19 protein-coding genes and 1 pseudogene are annotated in these 25,371 nt (G+C 65.8%); 11 read left to right on the top strand and 9 right to left on the bottom strand.

Annotation, left to right across the window (positions count from 1 at the left end; genetic code table 11):
• Positions 1-32: 32 nt before the first annotated feature.
• Positions 33-4,460, bottom strand: a complete 4,428-nt coding sequence (locus tag KBY95_RS06285) for a Calx-beta domain-containing protein (RefSeq protein WP_254964113.1) — start codon at positions 4,458-4,460, stop codon at positions 33-35.
• 463 nt (positions 4,461-4,923) lie between these two features.
• Here KBY95_RS06285 and KBY95_RS06280 point away from each other — a divergent pair, with 463 nt between their 5' ends.
• Entirely contained in the window at positions 4,924-7,215 is a 2,292-nt protein-coding gene (locus tag KBY95_RS06280) for a bifunctional (p)ppGpp synthetase/guanosine-3',5'-bis(diphosphate) 3'-pyrophosphohydrolase (RefSeq protein WP_254964211.1), read from the top strand.
• Between the two features lie 4 nt (positions 7,216-7,219).
• On the opposite strand, the gene KBY95_RS06275 is transcribed toward KBY95_RS06280, so the two are convergent.
• The 5 genes from KBY95_RS06275 to KBY95_RS06255 all read right to left on the bottom strand — a co-directional run bounded on the left by KBY95_RS06275 (position 7,220) and on the right by KBY95_RS06255 (position 12,000).
• A complete protein-coding gene (locus KBY95_RS06275) occupies positions 7,220-8,023 on the bottom strand; it encodes a class I SAM-dependent methyltransferase (RefSeq protein WP_254964112.1) in 804 nt (267 codons plus the stop codon).
• A gap of 137 nt (positions 8,024-8,160) precedes the next feature.
• Positions 8,161-8,328, bottom strand: a complete 168-nt coding sequence (locus tag KBY95_RS06270) for a hypothetical protein (RefSeq protein ID WP_254964111.1) — start codon at positions 8,326-8,328, stop codon at positions 8,161-8,163.
• A gap of 125 nt (positions 8,329-8,453) precedes the next feature.
• Positions 8,454-10,571, bottom strand: coding sequence for a glycogen debranching N-terminal domain-containing protein (locus KBY95_RS06265; protein WP_254964110.1), 2,118 nt, complete (start codon positions 10,569-10,571; stop codon positions 8,454-8,456).
• Complete coding sequence (locus KBY95_RS06260; protein WP_254964109.1) at positions 10,564-11,736, bottom strand: glycosyltransferase family 4 protein; 1,173 nt, start codon at positions 11,734-11,736, stop codon at positions 10,564-10,566. The genes KBY95_RS06265 and KBY95_RS06260 overlap by 8 nt, the downstream gene beginning before the upstream one ends.
• A gap of 15 nt (positions 11,737-11,751) precedes the next feature.
• Positions 11,752-12,000 (bottom strand): hypothetical protein, encoded by a 249-nt coding sequence (locus KBY95_RS06255; protein ID WP_254964108.1) that lies wholly within the window; start codon positions 11,998-12,000, stop codon positions 11,752-11,754.
• A 50-nt stretch (positions 12,001-12,050) separates the two neighbouring features.
• Between KBY95_RS06255 and KBY95_RS06250 the strand changes: the two genes are divergently transcribed.
• Together KBY95_RS06250 and KBY95_RS06245 are read left to right on the top strand one after the other, a co-directional pair.
• Complete coding sequence (locus tag KBY95_RS06250) at positions 12,051-13,553, top strand: YdiU family protein (protein ID WP_254964107.1); 1,503 nt, start codon at positions 12,051-12,053, stop codon at positions 13,551-13,553.
• A 113-nt stretch (positions 13,554-13,666) separates the two neighbouring features.
• A complete protein-coding gene (locus KBY95_RS06245; RefSeq protein WP_216906763.1) occupies positions 13,667-13,855 on the top strand; it encodes a hypothetical protein in 189 nt (62 codons plus the stop codon).
• Positions 13,856-13,870: 15 nt separating this feature from the next.
• Here KBY95_RS06245 and KBY95_RS06240 read toward each other — a convergent pair.
• From KBY95_RS06240 to KBY95_RS06230, 3 genes and pseudogenes are all read right to left on the bottom strand, one after another.
• Positions 13,871-14,098, bottom strand: a pseudogene (locus tag KBY95_RS06240) (DUF2062 domain-containing protein); the annotation flags it as partial.
• A gap of 151 nt (positions 14,099-14,249) precedes the next feature.
• On the bottom strand, positions 14,250-16,382 hold the full coding sequence (locus tag KBY95_RS06235) for a zinc-dependent metalloprotease family protein (protein WP_254964106.1): 2,133 nt from the start codon (positions 16,380-16,382) through the stop codon (positions 14,250-14,252).
• 1,107 nt (positions 16,383-17,489) lie between these two features.
• On the bottom strand, positions 17,490-17,993 hold the full coding sequence (locus KBY95_RS06230; protein WP_254964105.1) for a DUF2062 domain-containing protein: 504 nt from the start codon (positions 17,991-17,993) through the stop codon (positions 17,490-17,492).
• On the opposite strand from KBY95_RS06230, the gene mnmE reads away from it, so the two are divergent.
• The 8 genes from mnmE to grrM all read left to right on the top strand — a co-directional run bounded on the left by mnmE (position 17,992) and on the right by grrM (position 25,338).
• The gene (gene mnmE, locus KBY95_RS06225) at positions 17,992-19,410 is read left to right on the top strand and encodes a tRNA uridine-5-carboxymethylaminomethyl(34) synthesis GTPase MnmE (RefSeq protein ID WP_254964104.1); all 1,419 of its coding nucleotides are present in this window, start codon (positions 17,992-17,994) and stop codon (positions 19,408-19,410) included. The two genes, KBY95_RS06230 and mnmE, sit on opposite strands and share 2 nt — an antisense overlap.
• 89 nt (positions 19,411-19,499) lie before the next feature.
• Positions 19,500-20,225 carry a DUF4079 domain-containing protein gene (locus tag KBY95_RS06220; protein ID WP_254964103.1) on the top strand — a complete coding sequence of 242 codons (726 nt, stop codon included), beginning with the start codon at positions 19,500-19,502 and terminating at the stop codon, positions 20,223-20,225.
• Positions 20,226-20,236: 11 nt separating this feature from the next.
• On the top strand, positions 20,237-21,112 hold the full coding sequence (gene nadC, locus KBY95_RS06215; protein WP_254964102.1) for a carboxylating nicotinate-nucleotide diphosphorylase: 876 nt from the start codon (positions 20,237-20,239) through the stop codon (positions 21,110-21,112).
• An 80-nt stretch (positions 21,113-21,192) separates the two neighbouring features.
• The gene (grrP, locus tag KBY95_RS06210) at positions 21,193-22,239 is read left to right on the top strand and encodes an extracellular substrate binding-like orphan protein GrrP (RefSeq protein WP_254964101.1); all 1,047 of its coding nucleotides are present in this window, start codon (positions 21,193-21,195) and stop codon (positions 22,237-22,239) included.
• A 13-nt stretch (positions 22,240-22,252) separates the two neighbouring features.
• Positions 22,253-22,648 carry a GrrA/OscA1 family cyclophane-containing rSAM-modified RiPP gene (gene grrA, locus KBY95_RS06205; protein WP_254964100.1) on the top strand — a complete coding sequence of 132 codons (396 nt, stop codon included), beginning with the start codon at positions 22,253-22,255 and terminating at the stop codon, positions 22,646-22,648.
• 194 nt (positions 22,649-22,842) lie between these two features.
• Positions 22,843-23,703, top strand: a complete 861-nt coding sequence (grrP, locus tag KBY95_RS06200; protein WP_254964099.1) for an extracellular substrate binding-like orphan protein GrrP — start codon at positions 22,843-22,845, stop codon at positions 23,701-23,703.
• Positions 23,704-23,776: 73 nt separating this feature from the next.
• Positions 23,777-24,166, top strand: coding sequence for a GrrA/OscA1 family cyclophane-containing rSAM-modified RiPP (gene grrA, locus KBY95_RS06195; RefSeq protein ID WP_254964098.1), 390 nt, complete (start codon positions 23,777-23,779; stop codon positions 24,164-24,166).
• The gene (gene grrM, locus KBY95_RS06190; protein WP_254964097.1) at positions 24,163-25,338 is read left to right on the top strand and encodes a cyclophane-forming radical SAM/SPASM peptide maturase GrrM/OscB; all 1,176 of its coding nucleotides are present in this window, start codon (positions 24,163-24,165) and stop codon (positions 25,336-25,338) included. The genes grrA (KBY95_RS06195) and grrM overlap by 4 nt, the downstream gene beginning before the upstream one ends.
• Positions 25,339-25,371 lie beyond the last annotated feature (33 nt).

Genomic DNA, 25,371 nt, shown 5'->3' with positions numbered 1-25,371 from the left:
AGTCGATCCTGAAGCCATCGATGTGACTCAAATCAGGCAAGAACGCCTGATGTGTCCACCGCCTTGTAATAGCTGATCAAGTTGTCCATCGCAGCGCCGGAGGCGAACCCAATCTGCGTGAGCTGACCGTTGCCGAACTGGCTGTCCCAGTTGGCCCAGGTCGCGTCGGTTAGAGAGGCACCGAGACTTGTCACCTTCTGCTGCAGCTGCTGGAAGCTGAACGATCCATCGGCGAACTGGAAGGTTTCGATACGGTTGCTTGCGTTCTGCCAATCGTAGAGATAAAGCCTGGAGTTGGTTGCCCTATCGGAGAACACTAGATGTTGGCCACCTTCCAGGGTGTTGAGAGTTGTGGTGCCAACGTTGAGTGACAGGCCCAGGGCCGTGATCGAATCGGTGGAATCCACGCCGTTGTCGATCACCAGCGTGCTCCTGCCCGCGGCCAGCCTGTAGGAATCGTGGCCGCTTCCACCCATCAGGATGTCGAAGCCATTAGCGGATGGGCTGCCGCCTGACAGGGTGTCGTCGCCAGCAAAGCCGAAGGTCGCCACGTTCACCAAGCCGGTGAGGGCATCTGCTTGGGGCCCGCCGCCTCGTAAAGCAAATGGACCAACCCGGCCATCACCGCTTAGATCTGCCCTGATGGCTACTTCTGACTCACGAAGCTCAGAAGCGGACAACACCTTTCCAGCCGTAGCGGCACCGCTGTTATTGAGATTCCAGAGCGCATAGGAGCCATTGGTGTTCTTAAAGAACAGATCAAAGCCTGCCCCATTGGCCGCGGCGCCAATGGCAGTCCAACCCGAACCAGGGCTTGTGGGTGAGGCGTTGATGCCGTTGTAGGTGATCTGGATGGGGCTGCCGCTGTTCACCCTCAGGCCATACCCCAGCTGTGTGGTTCCGAAGCTAACGCTACCGATGGTGCGAGAAGGATTGAAGGAGAAGCCGATTTCGCGATCGCCATCGAGATCAGCACCTAGTTTTGATTCGGCTGTCAGAACTTCAGCCGACGACAACACCTTTCCAGCCGTAGCGGCACCGCTGCTATTGAGGTTCCAGAGCGCATAGGAGCCATTGGTGTTCTTGAAAAACAGATCAAAGCCTGCCCCATTGGCCGCGGCGCCAATGGCAGTCCAACCCGAACCAGGGCTTGTGGGTGAGGCGTTGATGCCGTTGTAGGTGATCTGGATGGGGCTGCCGCTGCCCACTTGCAGGGCATAGCCGATGAGGTTGCTACCCAGGGAAACATTGCCGACTGAGCTGAAGGCTGTAAAGGCACCAGGGTTCTGGAAGCTGGAGGGAGAGTCCCTGATGACAGAGCTCAAGAACGCCCCTCCGCTCACCGTGGCCAGGCTGCTGGTGAGGCTCAAACCAAAAAGCTCACTGTTCTCAACAACGGAATCAGCGATGGTCGTGATTTCGAAGCTCAAAAGTTGCGACCCAGCCGCCAGATCTGCGCCACTGGTATTGGTGGCCGTCACCGTCACCGCCTTGGTGATTGGGTCGATGCCGATGCCGCTCAGCGTTATTCCCGCGCCAGCCGTCAGCGCAGCAGGAGTCAGTGCTGCGAAATCGATCCCTTCGATGGCGGTGCCACTCGAGGAATCCAGCGTGAATGTCACGCTGCCGCCGACACCCAAAGCCACACCATCCAGCGAGACTTCATAAGTGGCGGAGCGCCCCTCTGTGATCAGGGGCGGTGCGGTAGCGGTGAGCATGATCACCGCCGAGTCGTTATCAGTGATGGTTGTCGTGATGGAACCGGCCCCCACCGTGGCGTTGCTGCTGGTGAGGCTGACGCTGAAGGCTTCATCCGCCTCGGCAATGGTATCGACGGTGGTGGCAACGAAGAAACTGAGCAGCTGGGATCCGGCTGCAAGCGAGCCACCACTGGTGTTGGCGGCGGTGAGGGTGAGGGCCTTGGTGACGGGGTCGGTGCTGATGCTGCTGAGGGTGATGCCGGCGCCGGCGGTGAGGCCCGCGGCTGCGAGAGCGGCGAAATCCACCCCTTCCGTGGCGGTGCCACTGGTCGAATCAAGGGTGAACGTGATGCTCTGGCCGGCCAGCAGGCCAGAGCCGGCCAGCGTCACGGCGTAGGCCGCTGCTTGCCCCTCAACCACGGACGCCTGTCCGCTGAGGGCAATGGTGGGCGTGGGCACCAGGTCGCTGATGGTGGTGGTGACCACCCCGCTGCTGACCACCGCCGTGCCGCTGGACAGGGTGACGCCGAAGGTTTCGTTCCCCTCCACCACCGAATCGGTGGTGATCGGCAGTTGCAAAGTCAGCAACGTGGCGCCCACCGCCAGGGCGGCGCCGCTGATGTTCGTGGCGGTGACCGTCACGGTGCCATCGGCAGCGGTGCTGATGCCGCTGAGCTGGATGCCATCCGCTTTCTGCAGACTGGTGGCGAGCAGGGCGGCAAAGTCTGCACCTTCCGTGGCGGTGCCGCCGGCGGAGTTGAGGCTGAAGGTCACGCTGCGGCCGGCGGCGAGGCCGACGCCATCGAGAACGACGGAGTAGTCGGCGGTTGATCCTTCGGTGACCGTGGCAGGCCCGTTGAGCCTGATGGTGACGGGCAGCACGTTGCTGATCGTGGTGGTCGCCGTCTGGGACTGCACGAAGTCCGTCAGGGTGACGGTGAAGGTTTCGTCTGGCTCCGCCAGCAGGTCCACCGCGACCGGCAGGGTCAGGGTGGCGATGGGGGCAGCCGCGCCGAACGCCCTGTTGGCTGAGGCCACGGCCTGGATCAGGCCGGTGGCGGCATCCACGCTCACGTTGCGCAGCACGATTCCAGGGAGGGCCTGCAGCGAACCCAGGACCAGTGCCGCCAGATCGGAAGAGAACTGGGCGGTTCCATTGCCGAGTTGTAGGGAGAAAGCGACGCTCTCCCCGCTCGCCAAGCCGCTGCCGCTGAGGGCGATCGTGTACGTGGCCCCCGAACCCTCTTCCACCGCTGCTGCGGGCCCGGTGATACTGAGTTCCTGCAGCGCATCCAAGCTGATGTCGCTGAACTTGAACGTCTCGAAGCCGGTGAAGCTGTTGCCGAAGCCATCGGTGAAGGTAACGACCCCACCGGTGTTACTGGAGGTCAGGGCGTAGGAGGCAAAGGTGCCCGGCAGCAGCAGGGTGTCACCGGAACCGTCACCGCCGTCGAACGCGGTGTCTGTCGCAGACGTGCGCACCTCGATGATGTCTCTGCCCGAGCCGCCGGAGACTCTTGAATTGCTGACGGTGTTGAGGATGATGTTGTCTTCACCATCGCCCCCGAACGCGTTTGAGCGGGAGAAGCCGCCATTCACCTTCAGTTGATCGGAACCACTACCGAGATCAACCGTGGCCTGATCGGCACTGCCGATCTCAACGATATCGTTGCCAGCTTCGGTGTTCAACGAAGCAAACTGAAGCGCCCCAACAAGAAAGGGGGTGTCGTTGGCGTTGCCTGTGAAGACATCGGTTGAATTCGTCGCCGTGCCGGTGATGCCCTCAAGCTTTGTGCGGTTGAAACGGAAGGCTTCCCAGAGATCGGATCCACTCGCCATGTCTGAATTGAGTTCCGGAGCCTGGGGTTCGCTGCCGATTAGGTAATAATCGGGTTGTCCGTAAACAACGCTGCTTTCCAGCTGCCGATACAGAACAAGATCAAACAAGATGTCGCCGAAGAGTATGCGCTCAAACCCGTAGATTCTGTTGTTGTTGGATGTAGCGATATAGTCACTTTCGTCCAGAATGGAAGCCAGGGTCACGCTGCCGTCACCATTGCCGTCGCGGAATTCGATGTCCCAGTCGAATCGGGATCCCTTCAGTTCAATGGTGTCGCCAAAGGGAATCTCCTCCAGCGTGAGGCTGTCACTCAGGGTGATGGCGACACCAGTCCCTGAGGGGTCGTGGATGGCATCGCTGTAGGCCGTGTTGGTTCCGCCCTTGAACACGGATTGCCAGGGCATCAGGGCGACAACCAGATCGTCGCCAGCACCAGCAAAGATGTTGGACTGGAAAATATAGCCTTGGCTGGCCTCCTTGCTGACGACGGCGCTGAGCGATTGGGTGATACCGCTGCCGCTCAGGGTGAAAACGTCGTTGCCATCTCCCAGGCGGATGGTTGTGAGGTTGAGGGCATTGCTGTAGGTGCCGCCAGGTAGTACTCCGGGCGGATAGCCGATTGCAATCAGGTAATCGTCTATCGTAGGTGGAGTAGATGCGTTATTTGTTGTTCGGTATGAGGTATAGCCTAGGGGTATCTTAAATCCATCGCTGTCTTTCTTGAAGGTGACAGCGTTTGTTGTCGGGTCAATGGACTCGACGAGGAAATAGATTCCGTATTCGTCTGGTTGTGCGACGGTGGCAGCCGGGATGGGGACCGGAAGCAGGCTCGCCAGGGTGGTCTGAAATGGCACCAGGATCGAGGTGCCCGGGTCAAGGGTGACGTTGCCGAGACCACCTTTCCAGTTGAGAACAACCATTGCTCGCGCTGTCGGCCAGAATGAAGATAGCTCCCCATTCTACCTCGCCATGAAGGTCCATCAAGACTCTGGAGAGATTAAAGTGTTTCTATTTCTCTTCTAAGAAATTGCTTCTTCCTTTCTTGGGGGATGCATGTCCCACAGAGTCGCTCATCACTGGTAGTGGCGAGCGGGCGCAGGATCGCAATGGGGAAACCTGGGTTGTGTGGACGGCCCAGGCCACCGCTGCCGATTCAGGGCCGAAAGGTGGGTGGCGGTCATGCAAATGGGGCTTCCGTCCTCCAATGCATAGGGCGCTCACGGTCAGATCCACCCGATCGAAGGTGGGCCGCCCACTGCCGGGGTGGACGGGGCTCTGGGGGCCATGGACGGGGCCGGCGGTGCCCAGTCTGGATGGCCGAATGCGCAAATCCCCTGGTTCGTGACGATTGCCCCATACCATGGGGGGACCCTGAAGGGTGTGATGCTGAGAGTGGCGCCGGATCCAGGTACCTCTCCGGTGGCCTACGCCTCGGTCCCGGCATCCGAGCGCACCTACGGCGTCCCCCTGCCGGCCTGGCTGCGCCAGAGCCTTCAGCAACTGCAGCCGGTCGGCGACGCGTCGCGCCCGGTTGATCCTGAGGCCCTGGTGGCCACGGCCTTCGATTTCGCCTACCAGCTCCACGACGGCCAGTTCCGGGCCAGCGGCGAGCCCTACATCGTCCATCCGATCGCCGTCGCTGGTCTGCTGCGTGACATCGGAGCCAGTGCGGCGGTGATCGCCGCCGGCTTCCTCCACGACGTCGTGGAGGACACCCAGGTCACCCCTGAGGAGATCGAGGCCCGCTTCGGTGAGGAGGTGCGCGCCCTGGTGGAGGGGGTCACCAAGCTGGGCGGCATCCATTTCACCAACCGCACCGAGGCCCAGGCGGAGAACCTGCGGCGCATGTTCCTGGCCATGGCCAGCGACATCCGGGTGGTGCTGGTCAAGCTGGCCGACCGCCTGCACAACATGCGCACCCTCGGTGCCCTCAAGCCCGAAAAGCAGCAGCGCATCGCCCGGGAAACCCGCGACATCTATGCCCCCCTGGCCAACCGGCTGGGCATCGGCCGCTTCAAGTGGGAGCTGGAGGATCTGGCCTTCAAGGTGCTGGAGCCCGAGTCCTACCGCGACGTGCAGCAGCAGGTCGCCACCAAGCGCAGCGAACGGGAGGAGCGGCTGGGAGCCACGGTGCAGCTGCTGCGCGACCGGTTGGCCGCGGCAGGCCTGCAGGACTGCGAGGTGAGCGGCCGGCCCAAGCATCTCTATGGCATCTGGAGCAAAATGCAGCGCCAGCAGAAGGCGTTCCACGAGATCTACGACGTGGCGGCGCTGCGGATCCTCTGCCCGAGCGTGGAGAGCTGCTACCGGGCCCTTGCGGTGGTGCACGACATCTTCCGGCCGATCCCCGGCCGCTTCAAGGACTACATCGGCCTGCCCAAGCCCAACGGCTACCAGTCGCTGCACACCGCCGTGATCGGCCGCCATCGGCCGATTGAGGTGCAGATCCGCACCACCGACATGCACCAGGTGGCGGAGTACGGCATTGCCGCCCACTGGAAGTACAAGGAGGGAGGCTCACCGGCGGCGGGGGACACGGAGCGCTTCAACTGGCTGCGGCAGCTGGTCGATTGGCAGAAGGACGATGGCGGCGAGGACAGCAGCGACTTCCTGGCCTCGATCAAGGAGGACCTCTTCGACGAGGAGGTGTTCGTGTTCACCCCCAAGGGGGACGTGGTGGGGTTGCGCAAGGGTTCCACCGCCGTCGACTTTGCCTTCCGCATCCACTCGGAGGTGGGCAACCACTGCCAGGGCGTGCGCATCAACGATCGCCTCTGTCCCCTGGCCACGCCGCTTCAGAACGGCGACTTCGTCCAGGTGGTCACCGCCAAGAACGCCCACCCGAGCCTCGACTGGCTCAACTTTGTGGCCACCCCCACGGCCCGCAACCGCATCCGTGGTTGGTACAAGCGCAGCCACCGCGACGACAACATCCAGCGGGGCACCGAGATGCTGGAGCGGGAACTGGGCCGCGACGGCTTTGACGCCCTGCTCAACGGGGAGGCGATTTCCCGCGTGGCCAAGCGCTGCAACCTGGTGGGCACCGAGGATCTGCTGGCCGCCCTGGGCTTCGGCGGCGTCACCCTGCAACAGGTGCTGAACCGGCTGCGGGAGGAGGTGCGCCTGAGCACCGCCGCCACCGCCCCCACGCCCACCAATGAGGAGGTGGCCGCCGGGGTGGCGGCGGCCCAGCCGCGTCACGCCCCCCACGGCCATCCATCGAACAACAGCCCGATCCTCGGGCTGGAGGGCCTCGAGTACCGCCTCGGGGGCTGCTGCAGCCCCCTGCCCGGCGAGGGGATCGTCGGCACCGTGGCCCTTGGCAACCACGGCATCACCATCCACCGCCAGGACTGCGCCAACGTGCCCCAGGTGCCGGTGGAACGGCGGCTGCCGGTGCGCTGGAACTCCCTCGGAGAGGCGCAGCAGCGACGCTATCCAGTGCGGCTACGCATTGAGGTGCTGGATCGGGTGGGGGTGCTCAAGGACATCCTGATGCGCCTCTCCGACCACCGCATCAACGTCAGCGATGCCCGGGTGCGAACCAGCGCCGGCAAACCGGCCCGCATCGACCTGCGGGTCGAGCTGCTCAGTGCGGTCCAGCTGCGCACCACCATGGATCAGATCCGCTCGATGGCCGACGTGCTCGACCTCTGCCGCACCGGCATCGGCTGAGTCGTCAGGCGGGCAGGGCCGGAACCACTCCCTTGATGGCAATGGCCCTGGCCGAACGGGTGATCCGGCCTGAAGAATCCGGCGGCAGGCGTTGCTTCAGGCGCTCCCGGAGCCCCGCGATAGCCGCCGGCTGCAGCGTGGCCAATCGGTCGCTGACACTGGGGCCCAGCAGCAGGGTCGCCCAGTAGTCGTCGAAATCGTCGAAGGTGCGCTCCACGGTGATTTCCCGTGCTTCCAGTCCGCTGAGGCCCGCGTCTCTCCAGAGGTCGAGCAGGGCCTCCATCTGGGGGGCCTCTGCACTGGGGTGCATGGGGATGGCCGCTCCGAGCGACTGGAGTTCCTCCCGCCATTCCCGGTAGGGGAAGCCACCGCCCACCATGTCCCAGGCATAGGCGGCCACGAGGCCGCTGGGGCCCACCACCCGCGCCATTTCGGCCACACCCCTGGCGGGCTCCGGCACGAAAAAAATCACCAGCGGCATGACGGCGGCGTCGAAGGCGTTGTCGGCAAAGGGCAGGGCCATGGCATCGCCTCGGCAGAACGCGGCCGCCTGCAATGCCGGTCGCAGGCGGGCATAGGCCAGCTGTTCCTCGGATGGGTCGATTCCCGTGAGAGCGGCCGGCGCACACCGGGCGACGAGCCGTTCCGTGAAAGCCCCATTGCCGCAACCGACATCCAGCCAGCGCTGGCTGCCCGGTGGGGCCAGCCAGTCGAGAAAGATGTCGCCCACCAATTGGCTCCACTGGCCCATGAACCGCTCATAACCAGCCCCATCAATGAAGCGAATCTGGTTGACGCTCACAGACATCTGCCCGGAATTGATAAAGTTTCTGGCCTGCTCATTTTAACGGTATCAATGATGCTCTGGGCGTTCATGCCGCCCAGTTGAAAGGGGGTGTCCACAGAGAAGCCAAAGTTGGAATTGCCTTGGGCCGATCGCCGTCTTCAGCACAACAAACCAACGGCGAAGGCGACTCCGGCCCCTACGGGGCCGAAGAAGAAAAAGCTTGTCATTGCCGCTTCCAGTTCGCGGTCATGGCGTGGTGAGTAATGCAGTACCAAGATGTAGCTGATCACGGCACAAAGCAGGAACCCACAGATGGCGAAAATCACGGCACGTCCCAATCTCCTCATGGTCTGGTTCCGGTGCTGGGGGCTTCTGCCTGACGTGGTGCATCAGGCAGGCCATGAAGTCTGCTGTCCCCAGCGAAGCGCACGAACGGATCCCGGCCGGGATCTCACTTCATGATCAGCACGTCCACTCCGGGCGATCGTCCGCGCACCAGCACGCCCACGTCGTGGTCACTGCGGTGGAACTGCAGGCTGATCTCCTCCTCGCCCAGCCGCAACCCGTTGATGTCCAGCAGGTTGAGCCCCCTCGGCAGAGAGGGATTGTGCAGGCGCACCTGCACCCGATGGCTGCCATGCTCCCGCTCGATCGCCATGCCGGTGATCGCCTCCAGCAGGCCGAACACGCTGGCGCTGGCCCAGGCCTGGGGGCTGCAGGCCACCGGGTAATACGTGGGCCCCTCCTCCTCCCGGCGGGGGAAACCGCAGAACAGCTCCGGCAACTGGAACATGGGCACGGCGCTGGCGGTTTCGAACAGGCCGGAGAGGATCTGCACGGCCTCGGAGCGGTGGCCGTATCGGGCCAGGCCCATGCCGATCAGGGCGTTGTCATGGGGCCAGACGGAACCGTTGTGATAACTCATCGGGTTGTAGCGGATCTCCCGTTCATCCAGGGTGCGAACACCCCAGCCGTTGAAGCTGGTGGGGGCCATCAGTTGCCTGGCGATGGCCGCCGCCGCCTCCTTGGTGGCGATGCCGGTCAGGAGGCAGTGCCCGGCATTGGAGGCCCGCACCTTGCAGGCCTGTCCCTCGCCGTCGAGGGCCAGGGCATAGGAATCGATGCAGGGCGTCCAGAAGGCCTGGTGGAAGCGGTGACGCAAAGCGGCAGCCTCCTCCAGCAGTCCTTCGGCTTCTGAGGGTCTGCCCAGGCGGTGCAGGATCGAAGCGAGGGCGCGGCGGGCGCCGTAGGCGTAGGCCTGCACTTCGCACAGGGCGATGGAGCCCTGGGCCAACTGGCCATCGGCGTGGTGGATGGAGTCGTCGGAATCCTTCCAGCCCTGGTTGCGCAGGCCGTTCTCAGCCACGCGCAGATAGCGCAGGAAGCCATCGAAGCTGCTGGCTTCCGCCCTGTGGATCCAGCCCATGGCCGCCTGCAGCTCCGGCAGCAGGCCAGCGATGAAGTCACGGTCATCACTGCGGCAGAGATAGTCGCCTGCCAGCATCAGGAATAGGGGCGTGGAGTCGACAGCGCCGTAATACCTGGAGAACGGCACTTCTCCGAGTGCTGCCATTTCCCCCAGCCGTGATTCGTGCAGGATCTTGCCGGGCTCCTCGTCGTGGGCGGGATCATCGACAATCGCCTGACGGCTGGCCAGGTAGCCCAATACGCCCCGCGCCAGCCGTGGTTCCACCATCAGCATCTGGCGTGCCGTGATCAGCCCGTCCCGGCCGAAGGGACAGCTGAACCAGGGCACTCCGGCATAGGGGTAGAGGCCATGCTCCACCTGGCTGGCCAGCAGATGCACGTCGGAGAAGGAGCGCATCAGCCAGCTGTTGAAGGCCGGGTTGTCGCTGACTACTGAAGCGGCACTGCGCCGGGCCTCCCGGAAGCGCTGGATCGTGGCGGTCATGGCGGCATTGAAGTGATCCTCCGCGCCCAGCGGTGTTGAACTGGGGTGAAAATCCAACACCAGGAAGAGCCGCCGTGTCTGCCTGGGCTCCAGGGTCATCTGAAGGCTGATGTGCTCCTCGCCCACGTCTTCAACGGGATCGCTCAGGCGCAGGACTGTGACCCGATCCTCCCCATCCAGGCCCCTGTAGATGAGCTCCAGGGTGCCGTCCACACCGCGACGGACGGTGCGGCCCCGCGCCGTCCTGGCATACCCTCTCACCTCAAAGATGTCGCGGAAGTCCGCATCCAGGCGCAGGGTCAGCGGCATCTCGACGGGCCGATCGCCATAGCTGGTGAAGCAGAACTGCTGCAGGCAGGCGGTGGCGGTCAGGACAGTGCTGCGCTCCAGATGGATCGTCATCGCCGCAGAGCCACTGGCCGCGTCATCGTTGTTACTGAGATGGCTCACGAGCACACCCACCGCCCCACGCTCGGTGGCGCTCAGCACCAGCGGTGGTCGATCCCACAGCAACAGCTGCAGCCGGCTGACGTGGCGGGTGCCGCGGTGAAAGATGCCGACATCGTGCTGGATATCCGGACAGATTTCGCCACGGGAATCCAGGATCGCGAAGGTTTCTTCGTTCTTGAGGACGAAGGGATGGAGCGGATCAGACATGCACCGGAGTCCGGTGAGCGGGGCTGTGGCAGCGGCGGGCCTGGATCTGATGGCGGTAGAGCTGTTCGTAGTCTTCGGCTTGGCGACTGACGGAGAAGCACACTTCAAAGTGGCTGCGGACCCGTGATCGGTCGAGCTGCTCCAGCGCGCCGACCGCGGCGATGGCCTCCTCGATCGAGCTCACCAGGAAACCGTTGACCCCGTGGCGGATGACTTCCGGGGTGGAGCCGTTACGCCAGGCGATCACCGGCGTGCCGCAGGCGTTGGCCTCAATCATCACCAGACCGAACGGTTCGGGCCAGTCGATGGGAAACAGCAGGGCGAGGGCATGGCCCAGAAGATCCTGCTTGCCGGCGTCATCCACTTCCCCAATGAATTCCACCAGTGGGTTGTCGCGCAGCAGCGGCTCGATCTGTTCGTGGAAATAGGGGGCATCCACCGGATCGATCTTGGCGGCCACCTTCAGCGGCAGACCCACCGCCGAAGCGATGGCAATGGCCCGATCCAGCCGCTTTTCTGGTGAGATTCGGCCGATGAAGGCCAGGTAGGGCCTGGGAGTTGGCTGGAAGCGATAGAGATCGTTGGGCAGCCCGTGGTACACATTGCCAAGCCAGTTGGCCCCAAGCACAGGCTGGCGCTGGTTTTCGGAGATCGAGACCAGGGGCACCCGATCGAAGTGGGCATACAGGAGCTTCTGCTCTGGTGCATCAAGCGGGCCGTGAACGGTGCTCAGATGGGGCACACCCAGCAAATCTGACAGCGGGAAATGGAAGTGTCCGTTGTGGAAATGAAGGATGTCAAAGTCATTGAGTTGGCTGATGACGTGGTCGAGCTGGATCTGGTTGTGCACCGTGGCATCACCCACTTGCCCGCTCAGGCGCAGGGCTTGCGGAACGCACGGGAAAAGCTGGGCGCTGGTGAGAGAGTCGCCACTGGCAAATAGAACCACCTCGTGGCCACGCCGCACCAGTTCTTCGGTGAGATAGTGAACCACCCTTTCAGTACCTCCGTATCCGACCGGGGGAACCCTCTCATGAAGAGTAGAAATCTGCGCGATTCTCATATCTATCCCTTGCGTGCTTTTGGTGTGCTTTTTGCACTCTCCCCACAGCGACCCTACTTCAGAAAACAGTGGATGGGTGGCGACAGGGCGGATCTGCTGCAAGTGGTCAGGATTTCCTCAGCGGTGGTAGCCGACCAGTGGCTCCAGGCTGGCCAGAAGCACATTGGCCACCCAAAGGTCGGGAAACAACGGGATGCTCTTGTGCCTGCCGAAGCGTGCCCGCAAGGCATGATTAATACCCGTCAGATCATTCCATTCGCCGCCAGTCAATGTGATGCCCAGAACCAGTCGATAGCGGCCAAAGGTCTGGACGGTGAACGCAGAATTGAACAGTTCATTCCCCACCGATTTCCAGCCGGTGGTCACACAGGAGCTGCCGCGCTGAGAGAGTCTTGGTTCCATCACCGGCCCCACCCATGGCTGCGATCCCCGAGTCCGCACCTGCGTCTCTGGTGACTTCGCCCCGTCCCAATCCCTTGCTGGGCCTGCCCTTCGAGGGCGCCATCGAGGCGCTCGGGCCCGAGTACTGGGATGTGGTGGAGGCGGCGACGTTCCCCTTCACCTGCCTGCGCTTCCGCAATGACCCGCTGCTGCGCCAGCTCGGCCTGGACCCGGCCAGCATCAGCGACGCCGATCTGGAGGCGGCCTATGGGCGGTTCGAGGGCCGCACGCCCCTGCTGGCGCTCCGCTATCACGGCTATCAGTTCGGCAGCTACAACCCCCTGCTGGGGGATGGCCGCGGCTTCCTCTACGGCCAGCTGCGCGATCGCCACGGCCAGCTGCAGGACCTGGGTACCAAGGGCTCCGGCACCACCCCCTGGAGCCGTGGCGGTGATGGCCGCCTCACCCTCAAGGGCGGCGTGCGGGAGGTGATCGCCAGCGAGGCTCTGCAACGCCTCGGTGTCAGCACCAGCCGCACCCTGGCGCTGATCGAGACCGGTGAAGACCTCTGGCGCGGCGATGAGCCCTCCCCCACCCGCAGTTCGGTGATGGTGCGCCTGGCCCGCACCCACCTGCGCTTCGGCACCTGCGAGCGGCTCCTCTTTCGGCGTCAGCCGGCCCAGCTGGAGCGGCTGCTGCGCCATGTGGTGGCCATCCACTACCCGCACCTGCAGGCGATCCACAGCGATGGTGAGCCGCTGCTGCTGGCCTTCTATGGCGAATTGGTACAGCGGGTGGCGCGCCTCGCGGCCGAATGGATGGCGGCGGGCTTCACCCACGGAGTGCTCAACACCGACAACATGTCGCTGGCCGGGGAGAGCTTCGATTACGGCCCCTTTGCTTTCCTTGAAACCTGGGATCCGGGCTTCACCGCCGCCTATTTCGACCACAGCGGCCTCTACGCCTATGGCCGTCAGCCCCTGATCTGCCAGCACAACCTGCGCCTGCTGCAGGAGCCCCTGGCGATGCTGCTGCCCCGGGCGCCGCTCGAGGCGGCCCTGGAGGATTTCGGGGCCGTCCACGAGACCCACTACCGCCGCTGCCTGCGCCGGCGCCTCGGCTTCGACGCTGGGCTGGTGCCGGCCGAGGCGCTGGCCGACCTTCCCGATCCGGTGCCCCCCACCCTGCGGCTGCTGGCCGGTTGGCCCGTGGCTTATGGCCGCTTCTTCGCCGCCCTGGCCGAGCACGTCCGGGCGTTCGGGCTGCCGGCCACGGCCGACGATCTGGCGCCTTTCATCGGCGAGGCTCCGGCGCCGCCCCGCACCGAATGGCTCGCCTGGCGGGACGCCTGGTGGCGCTGGAGCCATGCCGCGGCCGCCGGTCCGGGCACCGCCACCGAGGCCGCCATCACCGCCTGCCTTCTGCGCTGGAACCTGCCGGAAACCCCGATCCGGCCAGTGATCGAGCGGATCTGGGCCGCCATTGACGAACGGGATGACTGGACGCCGCTGCAGAACTGGCTGGCGCAGACGATCTGATCGGTGCGCATCCGCCGATGGGGGAGACGGCCCGTGTCAGGGGCTACAGCCCACCAGGGCGGCGTCTTCTACAACACCTCGAAGCTCAGGCTTTTCTCCATCGCAGCGATGCCATGACCTCCGAACAGGCTGCCCAGCTCATCGACAACACGCTCGATCTGGTGCATCAGCGCCTGTTGGATCTGGAATCACAATCGCTCGACCATGAGCACAGGGCCCTGGCGGCAGAATTCCGCGAATGGCGCCAGCCCGCCGGTGGTCACATTGATCTGATGGTGTTTCCAGGGCTGGCCGAATCCTGAGGGAGTGGGACTGGCTCAGGAAGCCCGCTGTCGGCGCTGCAGCCACCGCAGGCACAGCAGGCCGCTGAGCGGGGCCAGCACGGTGCCCACCACGGCCGAGCCGAGCAGCAGTCTGCCCAGCTGGTAGTTGAGCTAGATCATCGGCACGTCGGTGATCGGATTGCTGATCCAGGTTCCGGCGGCGGCCAGCAGGTGGTTGCCCCGCACCAGGCTGGCCAGGGCCACCCCCAGCAGGGTCTGCAGCAGTTCTGGGAACTGTGGCAGGACCGCCCTGAGCAGGTGCGGGTGCGGGAGTTTGAGGGCATCTGCCACCTGGCCCAAGCCGATGCCCGCCTGGGCTGCACCGATAGGAACAACCTTTCGAGATCGTCAACGTGGACGCCCGCGGTGCCATTCAAACCAGGGGTTGGCTGGCGACCAGCCAGGGGGTGGTCGGCAAGGAGTCATGGCCGGTGGCGGGGAACATCGAGACCAGAGGATCGGTGCTGGTGGGGTTGGTTGCATCCAGGGAGGCGAGCTCAGCGAGGGCCAGGAACGGCTCGGTGCTGAAGGTCAGTTCCTCGGGCAGGCCAGCCTCCAGGACTGATTGGTCGTAGGCGAAGTCGTCGCCTGCGGCCGGGGCGAGGCTGGTGCCGCCGCCGATGATCGGGTCGATCGCCTCTGTGGCGGTGTTCAAGGGCGCGGAGGCCAGCGGGGCGCCGTTGGCGTTGAGCATGAACTGCTGCTGGAGCAGCAGGCCGGCGCTGCTGGTGGGAGTGGCCAGGGAGTTAGAGGAGATGAAGTTCCACTTGCTATCCAGCGACCAGGTGCGGATTTCCCCGGTGGACACCACTTGCCAGAGAATCTGGTTTTTGCCGTTGATGGTTTCAGCGGCGAGGATCTTCCTGTCGGCGAACTGGCTGGCCTTGAGTTGGGAGCCGCTGAAGCGGACGGCTGAGGTGACGCCGTTGATCCGAACCGAAACCAGATCGGTGCTGGTGTTACGTAGGAGTTGAACGGCGCCGTTGGGATCCAGCACCTGGAGGGTGGCCAGCGGTGTGCCGTTGGCATCGACCATGAACTGCTGCTGGAGCCGTAGCCCCGCGCTGCTGGTGGGATCGGTCAGGGTGTTGGAGGAGACGAAATTCCACCTGTTGTCCAGTGACCAGGTGCGGACCTGCCCCGTGGAGAGCACTTTCCAGAGAATCTGGTTGGCGCCGTTGACGGTTTCAGCAGCGAGGATCTGCCTGTCGTCGAATTGGCTGGCCTTGACCTGGGAGCCGCTCAAGCGGACCGCAGAGGTGACGCCGTTGACCTGTACGGAGACCAGATCGGTGCTGGTATCGCGCAGCAACTGAGCGTTGCCGTTGGGATCCAGCACCTGGAGGCTATTGGTGGGGGGTGGGGTGGAAGTGGGCGGAGGTTGGCTGGTGGTGGATTGAACCGTGCCGGTCACCATGTACTGGCCGAGGCTGCCGTAGTCGGTGTACCCGGTGGGAGTGCTGGCGAAGGGGGTCCCAGCTCCAACGCCGTCGATAGCGAGGTAATAGGTGCCGGCGGAGAGGTTGATGGAGAAGCTAGCCGTGGTCAGATCGGCTGGGTTGAAGGTCTGGACGAGGGAGCCATTGGACCGATAGAGGCTGGCGGCGATGTCGAGATTGGGCCCGATGGGAGCGATATATTGGGTGATGGTGCTGCCTGGGCTGCCGATGTAGGCCCGGGTCGCGTTGACGATGTCAAAGCTCACCAGGCCGGCACCGGTGTTGAAGCGGAACATGTCGATGTCGGTGTTCCGCTCGATGACGCCGAAGCTGCTGAAGCTCAGTCCGCTCAGGACAGTTGCCGTGGCGAAGCTGTTGCCGTGATCGTCGGCGGAATAGGTGAAGCCGTTGCCGCCAACAATCACGGCGAGGTCGTCCTGGGTGTTGCTGGCGTTGGCGTACTCACCCTTGCTCCATTGGGTGAGGTTTTCGTCGTTGCCTACCCAGGGAGCGCCCATGATGGAGCCCCAGCTGGTAGGGCCCGTGCCGCCATGGCCGCCGTAATACTCGGTGGTGCCGGCGCCATCATGGTCGAGGCCGAGAGCATGGCCCACTTCGTGGCTGGCCGTTTCTGCAGCGGTGTATTCGCCCCGGTTGAACACCAGGGCCACGTCATCAGTGCTCCAGTTGAAACTGTTGTAGTAGGCCGTGCCGCCACCGCCGGCGTTGGTGATGGCATTGCTAGTGAGCAGGTTGAGGTTGTGGGTGAAGGCAACACGGATGCCCCAGCGGTCATCGCCAGTGCCGAATTTGCGCAGGTTTTCGGAGCCGGGGTCCTCGGTGGTGACGTTGACATTAAAGGGTGAGAAGTCTTCAGCCACCCGCTGCCAGATCCGCTGGATTTCTGTCAGGGCGGCGGAGTCGAAGGAGGTATAAAAGGGTGCGAGGCTGAGGGCGCCACCGTTTTCCCAGCGTGTGGAGCTGATGCTGAAACCATCGAAGTCGAGGAAGATCGACTTCGTGGCGATGGGATTGCTGTGGAGCTGGAAGGTCTTGCTCAGATCCACTGAGCCGGCCAGGGTGAACTGTCCGCTGAGGACAATGGGGGCCTGAGCAGTGGCGCCCGAGACGGCCGGGTCAGTGTCGATGGTGAGCTGGCTGCAGTCCTTGCAGAGACAGCAGCCACGGCCTGAGGCGGTGGCTGTGGTGGTGAGCTTGGCGAAGGACTCGCTCAGGACCTGATGGCTGCTCTGGACGACGCTCGGAGAGGATTCGAGGCGAGCGCTGGATTGAAACAGGGAGCCACGACGATCTTGAGCTGGCGCGATGACAGCGTTGGTCTCTCTGTTCGTCGATCCGCCTGGGGAGGGGATGGCCTGTGTCGTCGAAAACTCCCACCTTGCGGCGGGGAGCGGGCCGCCGGTCTCAGGAACTGGTGCGTTGATTCTGTTCGGAACCAACAGATCGGATGAGCGACTGCCTTGACTGAACCATTCGGGAAAGAGAAGAGAACCGACCAGGGAGCTCGTCGGATTTGATGCGGCAGTCAAGACCATTGTGCGAGGGAACAATCAGAGTCAGTGAAACCTGTGACGGCATTGCATTCTCGGCAGCCGAAGCATCCAGAAGGGCAGCGAGGTCAGATGTCCCAGAGAATTGGGGCATCTGACTGTTCGTGTTGCGTTGATGTCAATAGAGGCCCAGCCATCCCGGATGGGACCATTGACCCATCCGATCAGTAATGCCTTTGAGTTCACAACAAACTGCCTGCAGAAGTTGATGCTTGCCAGTGAACGATGGAGGTGGCTTGGGCGGCTGACTTCGCCGCCTCATTCATGAAGCTGTATGACGGTTGGGTTCGCTGCAGCCGCCGGGATCCTACATTAATTTGCCGACTGCTCCACTCCAAAGGAGCCTGAGGCTCGTTCTTGCTGTTTAGGCGGGGCCACAGACGTGCATCGGCGGGAAGGGTTGCAGTTCCCGGGGGATGCGATTGGTCAAGATCGATCCCCTATCCCATTGTTCAAAAGAACACCCCAGAATTTGCTGGAGGGGGGTCAAGGCTGCTCTGGCTTGATGGCCGCAGGGTTCACAGTCGCGGATGACCCGGCACAACTCTGGGTCGCACCCGTCGGACCAGCTCACCTCAAGCCTCCCGGACTGAGGCGCAGTGGTTATGGGTGCCTTCCACCTGAATCTTGGTCCTGGCGGCGCTGCAGCCACCGCAGGCACAGCAGGCCGCTGAGCGGGGCCAGCACGGTGCCCACCACAGCCGAGCCGAGCAGCAGGCGGGAGGTGAAGTCCCAGCCCAGCTGACGCAGGGTGTCGTGATGCAGGATTGCGCCGGCCGGCCAGCCTTTGCCCGGACCCAGCAGCAGGCTGCCCAGCTGGTAGTTGAGCCAGATCATCGGCACGTCGGTGATCGGATTGCTGATCCAGGTTCCGGCGGCGGCCAGCAGGTGGTTGCCCCGCACCAGGCTGGCCAGGGCCACCCCCAGCAGGGTCTGGAAGCCGAAGATCGGGAAGCAGCCCATGAACACCCCCGCCGCCAGCCCCCTGGCCCGCTGGCCGTGGCTTCCCTCCTGGCGCCAGACCCATTCGATCGCCTGCCGCAGCTTTCTCCTCGCCGCCCTCAGGGCCCGCGGCGGGGACAGAGACTGAAGGCGAAACGGTGCCATGGGACCAGTGACGCGGGGAGATGGCCCGATTGGCGCGAACCCTAACGGCGACACCATCGCTGCGATCGCCACCGCCGTCGCGGCAGGGGCCGGCAGCGTGGCGATCGTGCGTCTCTCGGGCCCGGCGGCCGAAACGATCGGCCGGCGACTGTTTCTGGCCCCCGGCGCCCAGCGCTGGGAGAGCCATCGCGTTCTGTACGGCCATGTGGTGGATCCGGCCGATGGCCGGCGGGTGGATGAGGCCCTGCTGCTGCTGATGCGGGCCCCCCGCAGCTTCACCCGCGAGGACGTGGTGGAGCTGCATTGCCATGGCGGCCTGATCGCCGTGCGGCGGGTGCTGGAGCTGGCGCTGGCCGCCGGCGCCCGCCTCGCCGGGGCCGGGGAATTCAGCCAGCGCGCCTTCCTCAACGGCCGCCTCGACCTCACCCGGGCTGAGGCTATCGCCGAGATGATCGCCGCCCGCAGCCGGCGGGCGGCTGAACTGGCCATGGCCGGCATCGACGGCGGCCTGCAGCGCCGCATCGGCGGCCTGCGGGAGCGCCTGCTCGACCAGTTGGCCGAGCTGGAGGCGCGGGTCGACTTTGAGGAAGATCTGCCCCCCCTCGATGGGGCGGCGGTGCGGGCTGAGTTGGTGGCGGTACGCGGCGAGCTGCAGCAACTGGTGGTCAATTCCCGCCAGGGGGAGTTGCTGCGCGAGGGCCTGCGGGTGGCCATCGTCGGCCGGCCCAATGTGGGCAAATCCAGCCTGCTCAACCTGCTCAGCCGCCGCGAGCGGGCCATCGTCACCGACCTGCCCGGCACCACCCGGGACCTGCTTGAAAGCGACCTGGTGCTCGATGGGGTACCGCTCACTCTGCTCGACACCGCCGGCATCCGCCCAACCGAAGACCGGGTGGAGCAGCTGGGCATCGACCGCAGCCACCAGGCCCTGGCCGGCGCCGATGCGGTGCTGCTGCTCTTCGATCTGCTGGCCGGCTGGACCGCTGCCGACGAGGAGCTGAGGGCCCTTGTCCCCGAGGGGGTGCCCCTGCTGCTGGTGGGCAACAAGCGCGATGCCCTGCCGCCGGGGGCCGCTCCGGCCGGCGTCCCGTCGGCACCGCCGGAGGCGACCCTGGTGAGGATCAGCGCCCTCAGCGGCGCGGGTCGCGACGGCCTGGTGGCGGCCCTGCTGGGCCTCTGCGGCGCCGCCGAGATCCAGGGCTTGCAGGTGGCCCTCAACGGTCGTCAGCGGGAGCTGGCGGCGGCCGCCGCCACCAGCCTGGAGCGCTCCCTGGAGGCGGCCGACCAGGGCCTGCCCTGGGATTTCTGGACCATCGATCTGCGCGGCGCCATCGCGGGCCTCGGGGCGATCACCGGCGAGGAGGTGAGCGAGGCGGTGCTGGACCGGATCTTTTCCCGCTTCTGCATCGGCAAATAGCCGGCGCCGGCGCCATCACGAAACGCTCACCCTGGTTGACCGCTCAACCGGTTGCGTCAATGCTTTGGCAAACAGGTACCACCGGGCGGATGGAAACGATCGACTGGCTCTGGATCCTGCATCCCGCTCTGGCCGTGGTGCTGATCTATCCCCTGATCGGCATGGTGGTTCGGCTCGGCATCCAGGCCCGGCAGCGCCGTGTCGACAGGGCCAAGTTGCCCCCGACCACAGGCCGCGACCATGCCGATCTGGGCCAGTGGCTCTCGGCGGGGGTGGTGCTGGTGGTGCTGGTGGCGCTCACGGTGGTGATCGTCACCAAGCAGCCAGCCGAAGGCTTCACCGGGGGTGGTGCCCGCGCCCTGCAGCTGCTGCTGGTGCTGGTGGGCACCGTGGTGTCCCTGCTGGCCCTCTGGCAGGTGAAGGCCAAGGGCTACCGGCTCGTCTTCGCCCTGCTCACCTGGGCGGGCGTGCTCGGGCTCGGCGCCCAGCCGGAGGTGTGGCGCCTCAGCGACAACCCGCTGAGCGCCGAGTTCTGGCAATCCCACTACTGGGCCGGGGTGGGCGTGGTGGGGCTGATGATCTTCTCGCTGGCCGCCCGCCCGGAGATCCTCAAAGACCTGCGCTGGCGCCGGCTGCACCTCACCGCGTCGGCCCTGGCAGCGGTGCTGTTCCTGGTCCAGGGGATCACCGGCAGCCGCGACCTGCTGGAGATTCCCCTGTCCTGGCAGAAGCCCACCATCTTTGGCTGTGATTCGGTGAAGCGGGTCTGTCCGCCCTTCGCCCCGGCAGACCCGGCCCCCCCTGTCGGCAGCTGACGCGGCTCACCATGTCTCCTGCCCTGGCGGCGTTCCCTGTGCTGTCCTTCAGCCCTGCCCTGGCGGCCCAGCTGCGCGGCTGGCTGGAGGAGGACATCGGCCGCGGCGATCTCACCGCCCCTGCCCTGATCGGCCGGCACGGCAGGGCCCACTGGGTCACCAGGGACGCTGGGGTGTTCTGCGGCGGGGTGCTGGTGGGGCCGCTGCTGGCGCTGCTGGATCCCGAGGCCTCAGTGCGGCTGCTGGTGGCTGATGGGGAGCCGGTGGTCGCCGGCCAGCGGCTGCTGGAGCTGGAGGGGCCGGCGGCCGCCCTGGTGGCGGCGGAGCGCACGGCCCTCAACCTGGCCATGCGTCTGTCGGGCATCGCCACGGCCACCGCCGACCTGGTGGCAGCCCTGGCTGGCACCGGTGTGCGCCTGGCTGATACCCGCAAGACCACCCCGGGCCTGCGGGTGCTGGAGAAATACGCCGTGCGCTGCGGTGGCGGCTGCAACCACCGCCTCGGCCTCGATGATGCCGCCATGCTCAAAGAGAACCACCTGGCCTGGTCGGGCGGCGTGGCGCTGGCCATCGCGGCGGTGCGGGCCTCGGCCCCTTGGCCGGCGCAGGTGATCGTGGAGGCGGAAACCCCTGCCGAAGCCGTCGCCGCCGTGCGTGCCGGGGCCGATGCGGTGCTGCTCGACGACTTCACCCCGGCGGCGCTGGCGGCCCTGGTGCCCCAGCTGCGGGCCCTGGCGCCAGCCTTGCTGCTGGAGGCTTCGGGGGTGCGGCCCGAGCAGCTGGCGGCCTTCGCCGCCACCGGCATCGATCTGATCTCTACCAGCGCCCCGGTCACCCGCAGCCCCTGGCTGGATCTGAGCATGCGCTTCGACCCCCTGCTGGCCTGAGCCGGGGCCTTGGTGAAGAATCGCCGCACTCCCCTGGCACCGGTGGCTCCGCCCCCGATCGGTTGCCAGAGTGGGCGGCGATGACCCCCGAGCCGACCCGCGTGCCGCAGCGACCCGTGCCGCATCCAGCCCTTCCGCAGCCAGCAGCTCCAGCGAAGGCCGTCCCGATCGGGGTCGCCGCCTGGGCGCGGCGCGGCGCCGTGGTGGGGCCCTCCCTGCTGCTGGCGCTGGTGGCGGTGCTGGGCAACCCCACGGCAGCCAGGGCCGAATCGGTGCTCGAGCAGGCGGCGCGCACCGGCGAGATCACCATGGCGGGTCCCACCGACATGGTGCCCTTCGCCTACCGCGATGCCAGCAAGTCGCTGGTGGGCTACAGCCTCGATGTGGCCCGGTTGATCGAGGCGGAGGTCTCCACCTATCTCAACCGGCCGGTGAAGATCGTCTACACCGCCAATGCGGATCCGCTGGCGGTGTTCCGTGACGTGAGCCGCGGTGATGTGGATCTGGCCTGTGGGGTCCAGTTCACCTGGGAGCGGGAGATGTACGTCGACTTCTCCATGCCCTTTGCCCTCTCCGGGATTCGCGTTCTCACCCGGCAGGGGGGGCTCGACGGCTCCGCGGCCTCCATGGCGGGCAAGCGGATCGGCGTGGTGAAGGATTCCCTGGGCAGCGCCACCATCGCGGCCGTGCAGCCGACGGCGGTGCGGGTGCCCTTCGCCGGAATCGAGCCGGCGGTGCGGGCGCTGCTGGCCGGCCAGGTGGATGGCGTGGGGGGTGATTCCCTTTTGCTCGCCGGTGCCCTCCAGAGCCTCGGCGGCAAGGGTTACGGCCTGGTGCCCGCGGAGCCCTTCTCCCGCTTTGCGGTGGGTTGCATCCTTCCGGAGGACAACTCCACCTTCCGCAACCTGGTCAATCTGGCCATCGCCCGGATGGTGCAGGGCTACCTCGACGATGAGCCGGCTGCCGTGGCCAGTGTCAACCGCTGGCTGGGTCCGAAGGGAGTGCTGGAGTTGCCCCCCGAGGTGATCAAGGCCTACTTCCAGTCCGTTCTGCTCAACTACGAACGGGTCAGGCCCCTGCCGGCCACGACCCCATCGGCGGTCGCCCCCACCTCACCTGCCCGTTAAGGAGATCCACCCCATGTCCATCACCTCCCGCACGGCCCTGCTCGGATTCTCCCTGGCCTTGGCGGCCCTGACGGCTCCCGCCGCCGGCCAGGCGGCCGTGCAGCCCACCTCGGCCACCGGATCTATCGAGCAACGGCTGCAGCGCATCACCGCGGCGATCCGAGACCAGGGTGACCTGAGCGGTGCGGATGGCGCCTCCGCCAGCGATCAGCGGCTGGCCTATGGCTTCGCCAACGCCGGCCGGGGCGGCTTCGCCAACGCGGCACGGGGCGGCTTCGCCAACGCCCACCCCTATTACGGCGGCGGCGGTGGCTTCCGCAACGGGGGCGGCGGTTTCGTCAATGCCAGGGGCGGGGGCGGCTTCGTGAATGGGGGCGGCATGCGCGGTGGGGCGTTCCGGAACTGGTAGGGCCGGCCAGGGCGGGGCGTTTCAAGCCCCAACGCTGCCGTGGGCAAGCCCGGAAACCACCCTTAAGGTGCAGCACGTTCAAGGCACTGCCCATGGATTGTCCTGCTGCGCCGGTTGCCTCCGGTTCCGTCCGATCCCGCCGCAGCAGAGTCCTGGCCCTGGGAGCCCTGGCCTGCCTCTGGTCCCTGGGGTCCGTGGCGCCAGCCAGTGCCGCCGACGCCGTGCTGGAGCAGGCGGCCAAGTCGGGCGAGGTGCTGATGGTGGGTCCCGCCGACAGCCCGCCCCTGATCAAGATCGGGCCGAAGGGGGAACCGGAGGGTTACGCCATTGATCTGGCCCGCCGCATCGACCGCCAGCTCAAGGCGGAACTGGGCAACACGGTGCGGATCCGCTTCGCCCCCGTCGACAACACCGCCGTCACGGTGGAGGCGGTCGCCAGTGGCAATGCCGGCCTGGCCTGCGGCGTGCCTTTCAGCTGGGAGCGGGAAAAGCTGGTCGATTTCTCCCTGCCGATCGGCCTCTCCGGCCTGAGGCTGCTCACCCGCAGCGGCAGCCTGGACGGTTCGCCGGCCTCCCTCGCCGCTCAGCCGATCGCGGTGGTGGAGGGGTCCCTCGGGGCCGGCCTTCTGGCTTCCCTCCAGCCCAGCGCCAAGGCGGTCATCTTCCCCACCCTGGCCCTGGCCGTCACGGCCCTGGAGCAGAAACGGGTGACGGGGGTGCTGGGCGATGCCAACGTGCTGGCCGGCCTGCGGCACCAGCGCCAGCTTTCCGGCATGGCCCTGGTGCCTGAGCAGCCCTATGTGAGCTACGGCGTCGGCTGCATCGTGCCGGAGAACAACTCCCGGCTGCTGAACGTGGTCAACCTGGCCGTTGCGGGCCTGCTCCAGGGCTATCTGGAGGGCCGCCCCGAGGCCGTGGCCAGCGTCGCCCCGTGGTTCGGCCCCAGCGGCGTGCTGGTGGTCCCCAGCGAGCGGGTCCGCGCCTTCTTCGAATCCGTGCTGCTGACCCGCGAAGGTTTCCATCTGGCGGCCCCTTCACCGGCAGCTCCCCGATGACCTCCTGCACCTCCGCCCTGCAGCGGCCTGATCGCCTCGTCCCGCTCCTCCTCCCATCCTTGGCCGCCCTCCGATGACGCACCACCCCCGTTCCGGTCTGTTCGGTTTCCTGCTCCTGCTCGCGGCCCTGGCCCCGGCTGGTGCTTTGGCCCAGGCGTCATCCCCCATGGAGGCCGCACCTGGGTCGATCGACGCCCGCCTGCGGCGCATCTCCCAGGCCATGGGGCAGGAGTCGCCCGGCCCGGAGGCAGCGGAGGGTCAGGCCAAAGCAGCCGATGGCCGCCTCGCTTACATCTTCGTGAACGGGGGCGGGCCCCGCTTCGGCTGGGGCAATGGCGGCTTCCGCAATGGCGGCTGGGGCAACGGTGGCTTCCGCAATGGCGGCTGGGGCAATGGCGGCTTCCGTAATGGCGGCTGGGGCAACGGCGGCTTCCGTAACGGCGGCTTCCGCAACTTCTGGTGATCGCCCCCGGTACCCCGCCGCCGGGCAATCCGGAGGGCTTCGGGCCGTTGCAGCTGCTGGTGGTCCAGCCCACCCCCTACTGCAACCTCGACTGCGATTACTGCTACCTGCCCAACCGGGACGACCGCCACCGGCTGCCCCTGGAGCTGCTGGAGGCGGCCCTGGAGCGGGTGCTGGAAAGCCCCTATGTGGGTGGCGACTTCACCCTGCTGTGGCACGCCGGTGAACCGCTCACCGTGCCGATCGCCTTCTATGACGCGGCCAGCGCCTGCGTGCGGCGGGCCCAGGAGCGCTGGCAGGGGGAGCCCCTGACCATCCACCAATCGGTGCAGACCAACGCCACATTGATCAACGAGGCCTGGTGCGACTGCTTCGAGCGCAACGGCATCGCCGTGGGCGTCAGCATGGATGGGCCGGCCTTCCTCCACGACGTCCACCGCCGCACCCGCACCGGCCTGGGGACCCACGCCGCCACCGTGCGGGGCATCGAGCACCTGCGCCGCCGCGGCATCCCCTTCCAGGTGATCGCCGTGATCACCGAGGAGTCCCTCGGCCACGCCGACGACCTCTACGCCTTCTTCGTCGAGAACGGCATCACCGAGGTGGCCTTCAACATGGAGGAGACGGAGGGGGAGAACCGGGTGTCCACCCTCAGCCGTCCCCATGCCGAGGCGGCCTATCGCCAGTTCCTGCAGCGGTTCTGGGAGCTGTGGCAGGAGCACCCCGAGCGGATGCGGGTGCGGGAGTTCGAGGGCATCTGCAGCCTGGCCCAGGCCGATGCGCGCCTGGAATGCACCGACATGAACAACCCGTTCGCGATCGTCAACGTGGATGCCCGCGGGGCGATTTCCACCTTTGATCCCGAGTTGCTCTCTGTGCAGACCGACACCTATGGCGACTTCGTGCTCGGCCATGTGCAGACCGACAGCCTGGTCTCGATCGCCGCCAGCCCCAAGTTCCAGCGCATCCTGGCGGACATGCGTGCCGGCACCGACCGCTGCCGCGCGGAGTGCGCCTACTTCGGCCTCTGCGGGGGCGGCGCCGGCAGCAACAAGTACTGGGAGCACGGCACCTTCGCCTGCACCGAAACCCAGGCCTGCCGCTACCGCATCAAGCTCACAGCCGATGTGGTGCTGGCCGGCCTGGAGCAGGCGCTGGGGCTGGTGGCTTGAGGCTCAGTCGACATCCATACAGAAGAGCCGCTG

The sequence above is a fragment of the Cyanobium sp. Aljojuca 7A6 genome, from assembly GCF_024346455.1.
Taxonomy (GTDB): Bacteria; Cyanobacteriota; Cyanobacteriia; order PCC-6307; family Cyanobiaceae; genus Cyanobium.
The sequence above is the reverse complement of the archived record's forward strand: the minus strand, read 5'-3'. Positions and strand labels throughout refer to the sequence as shown.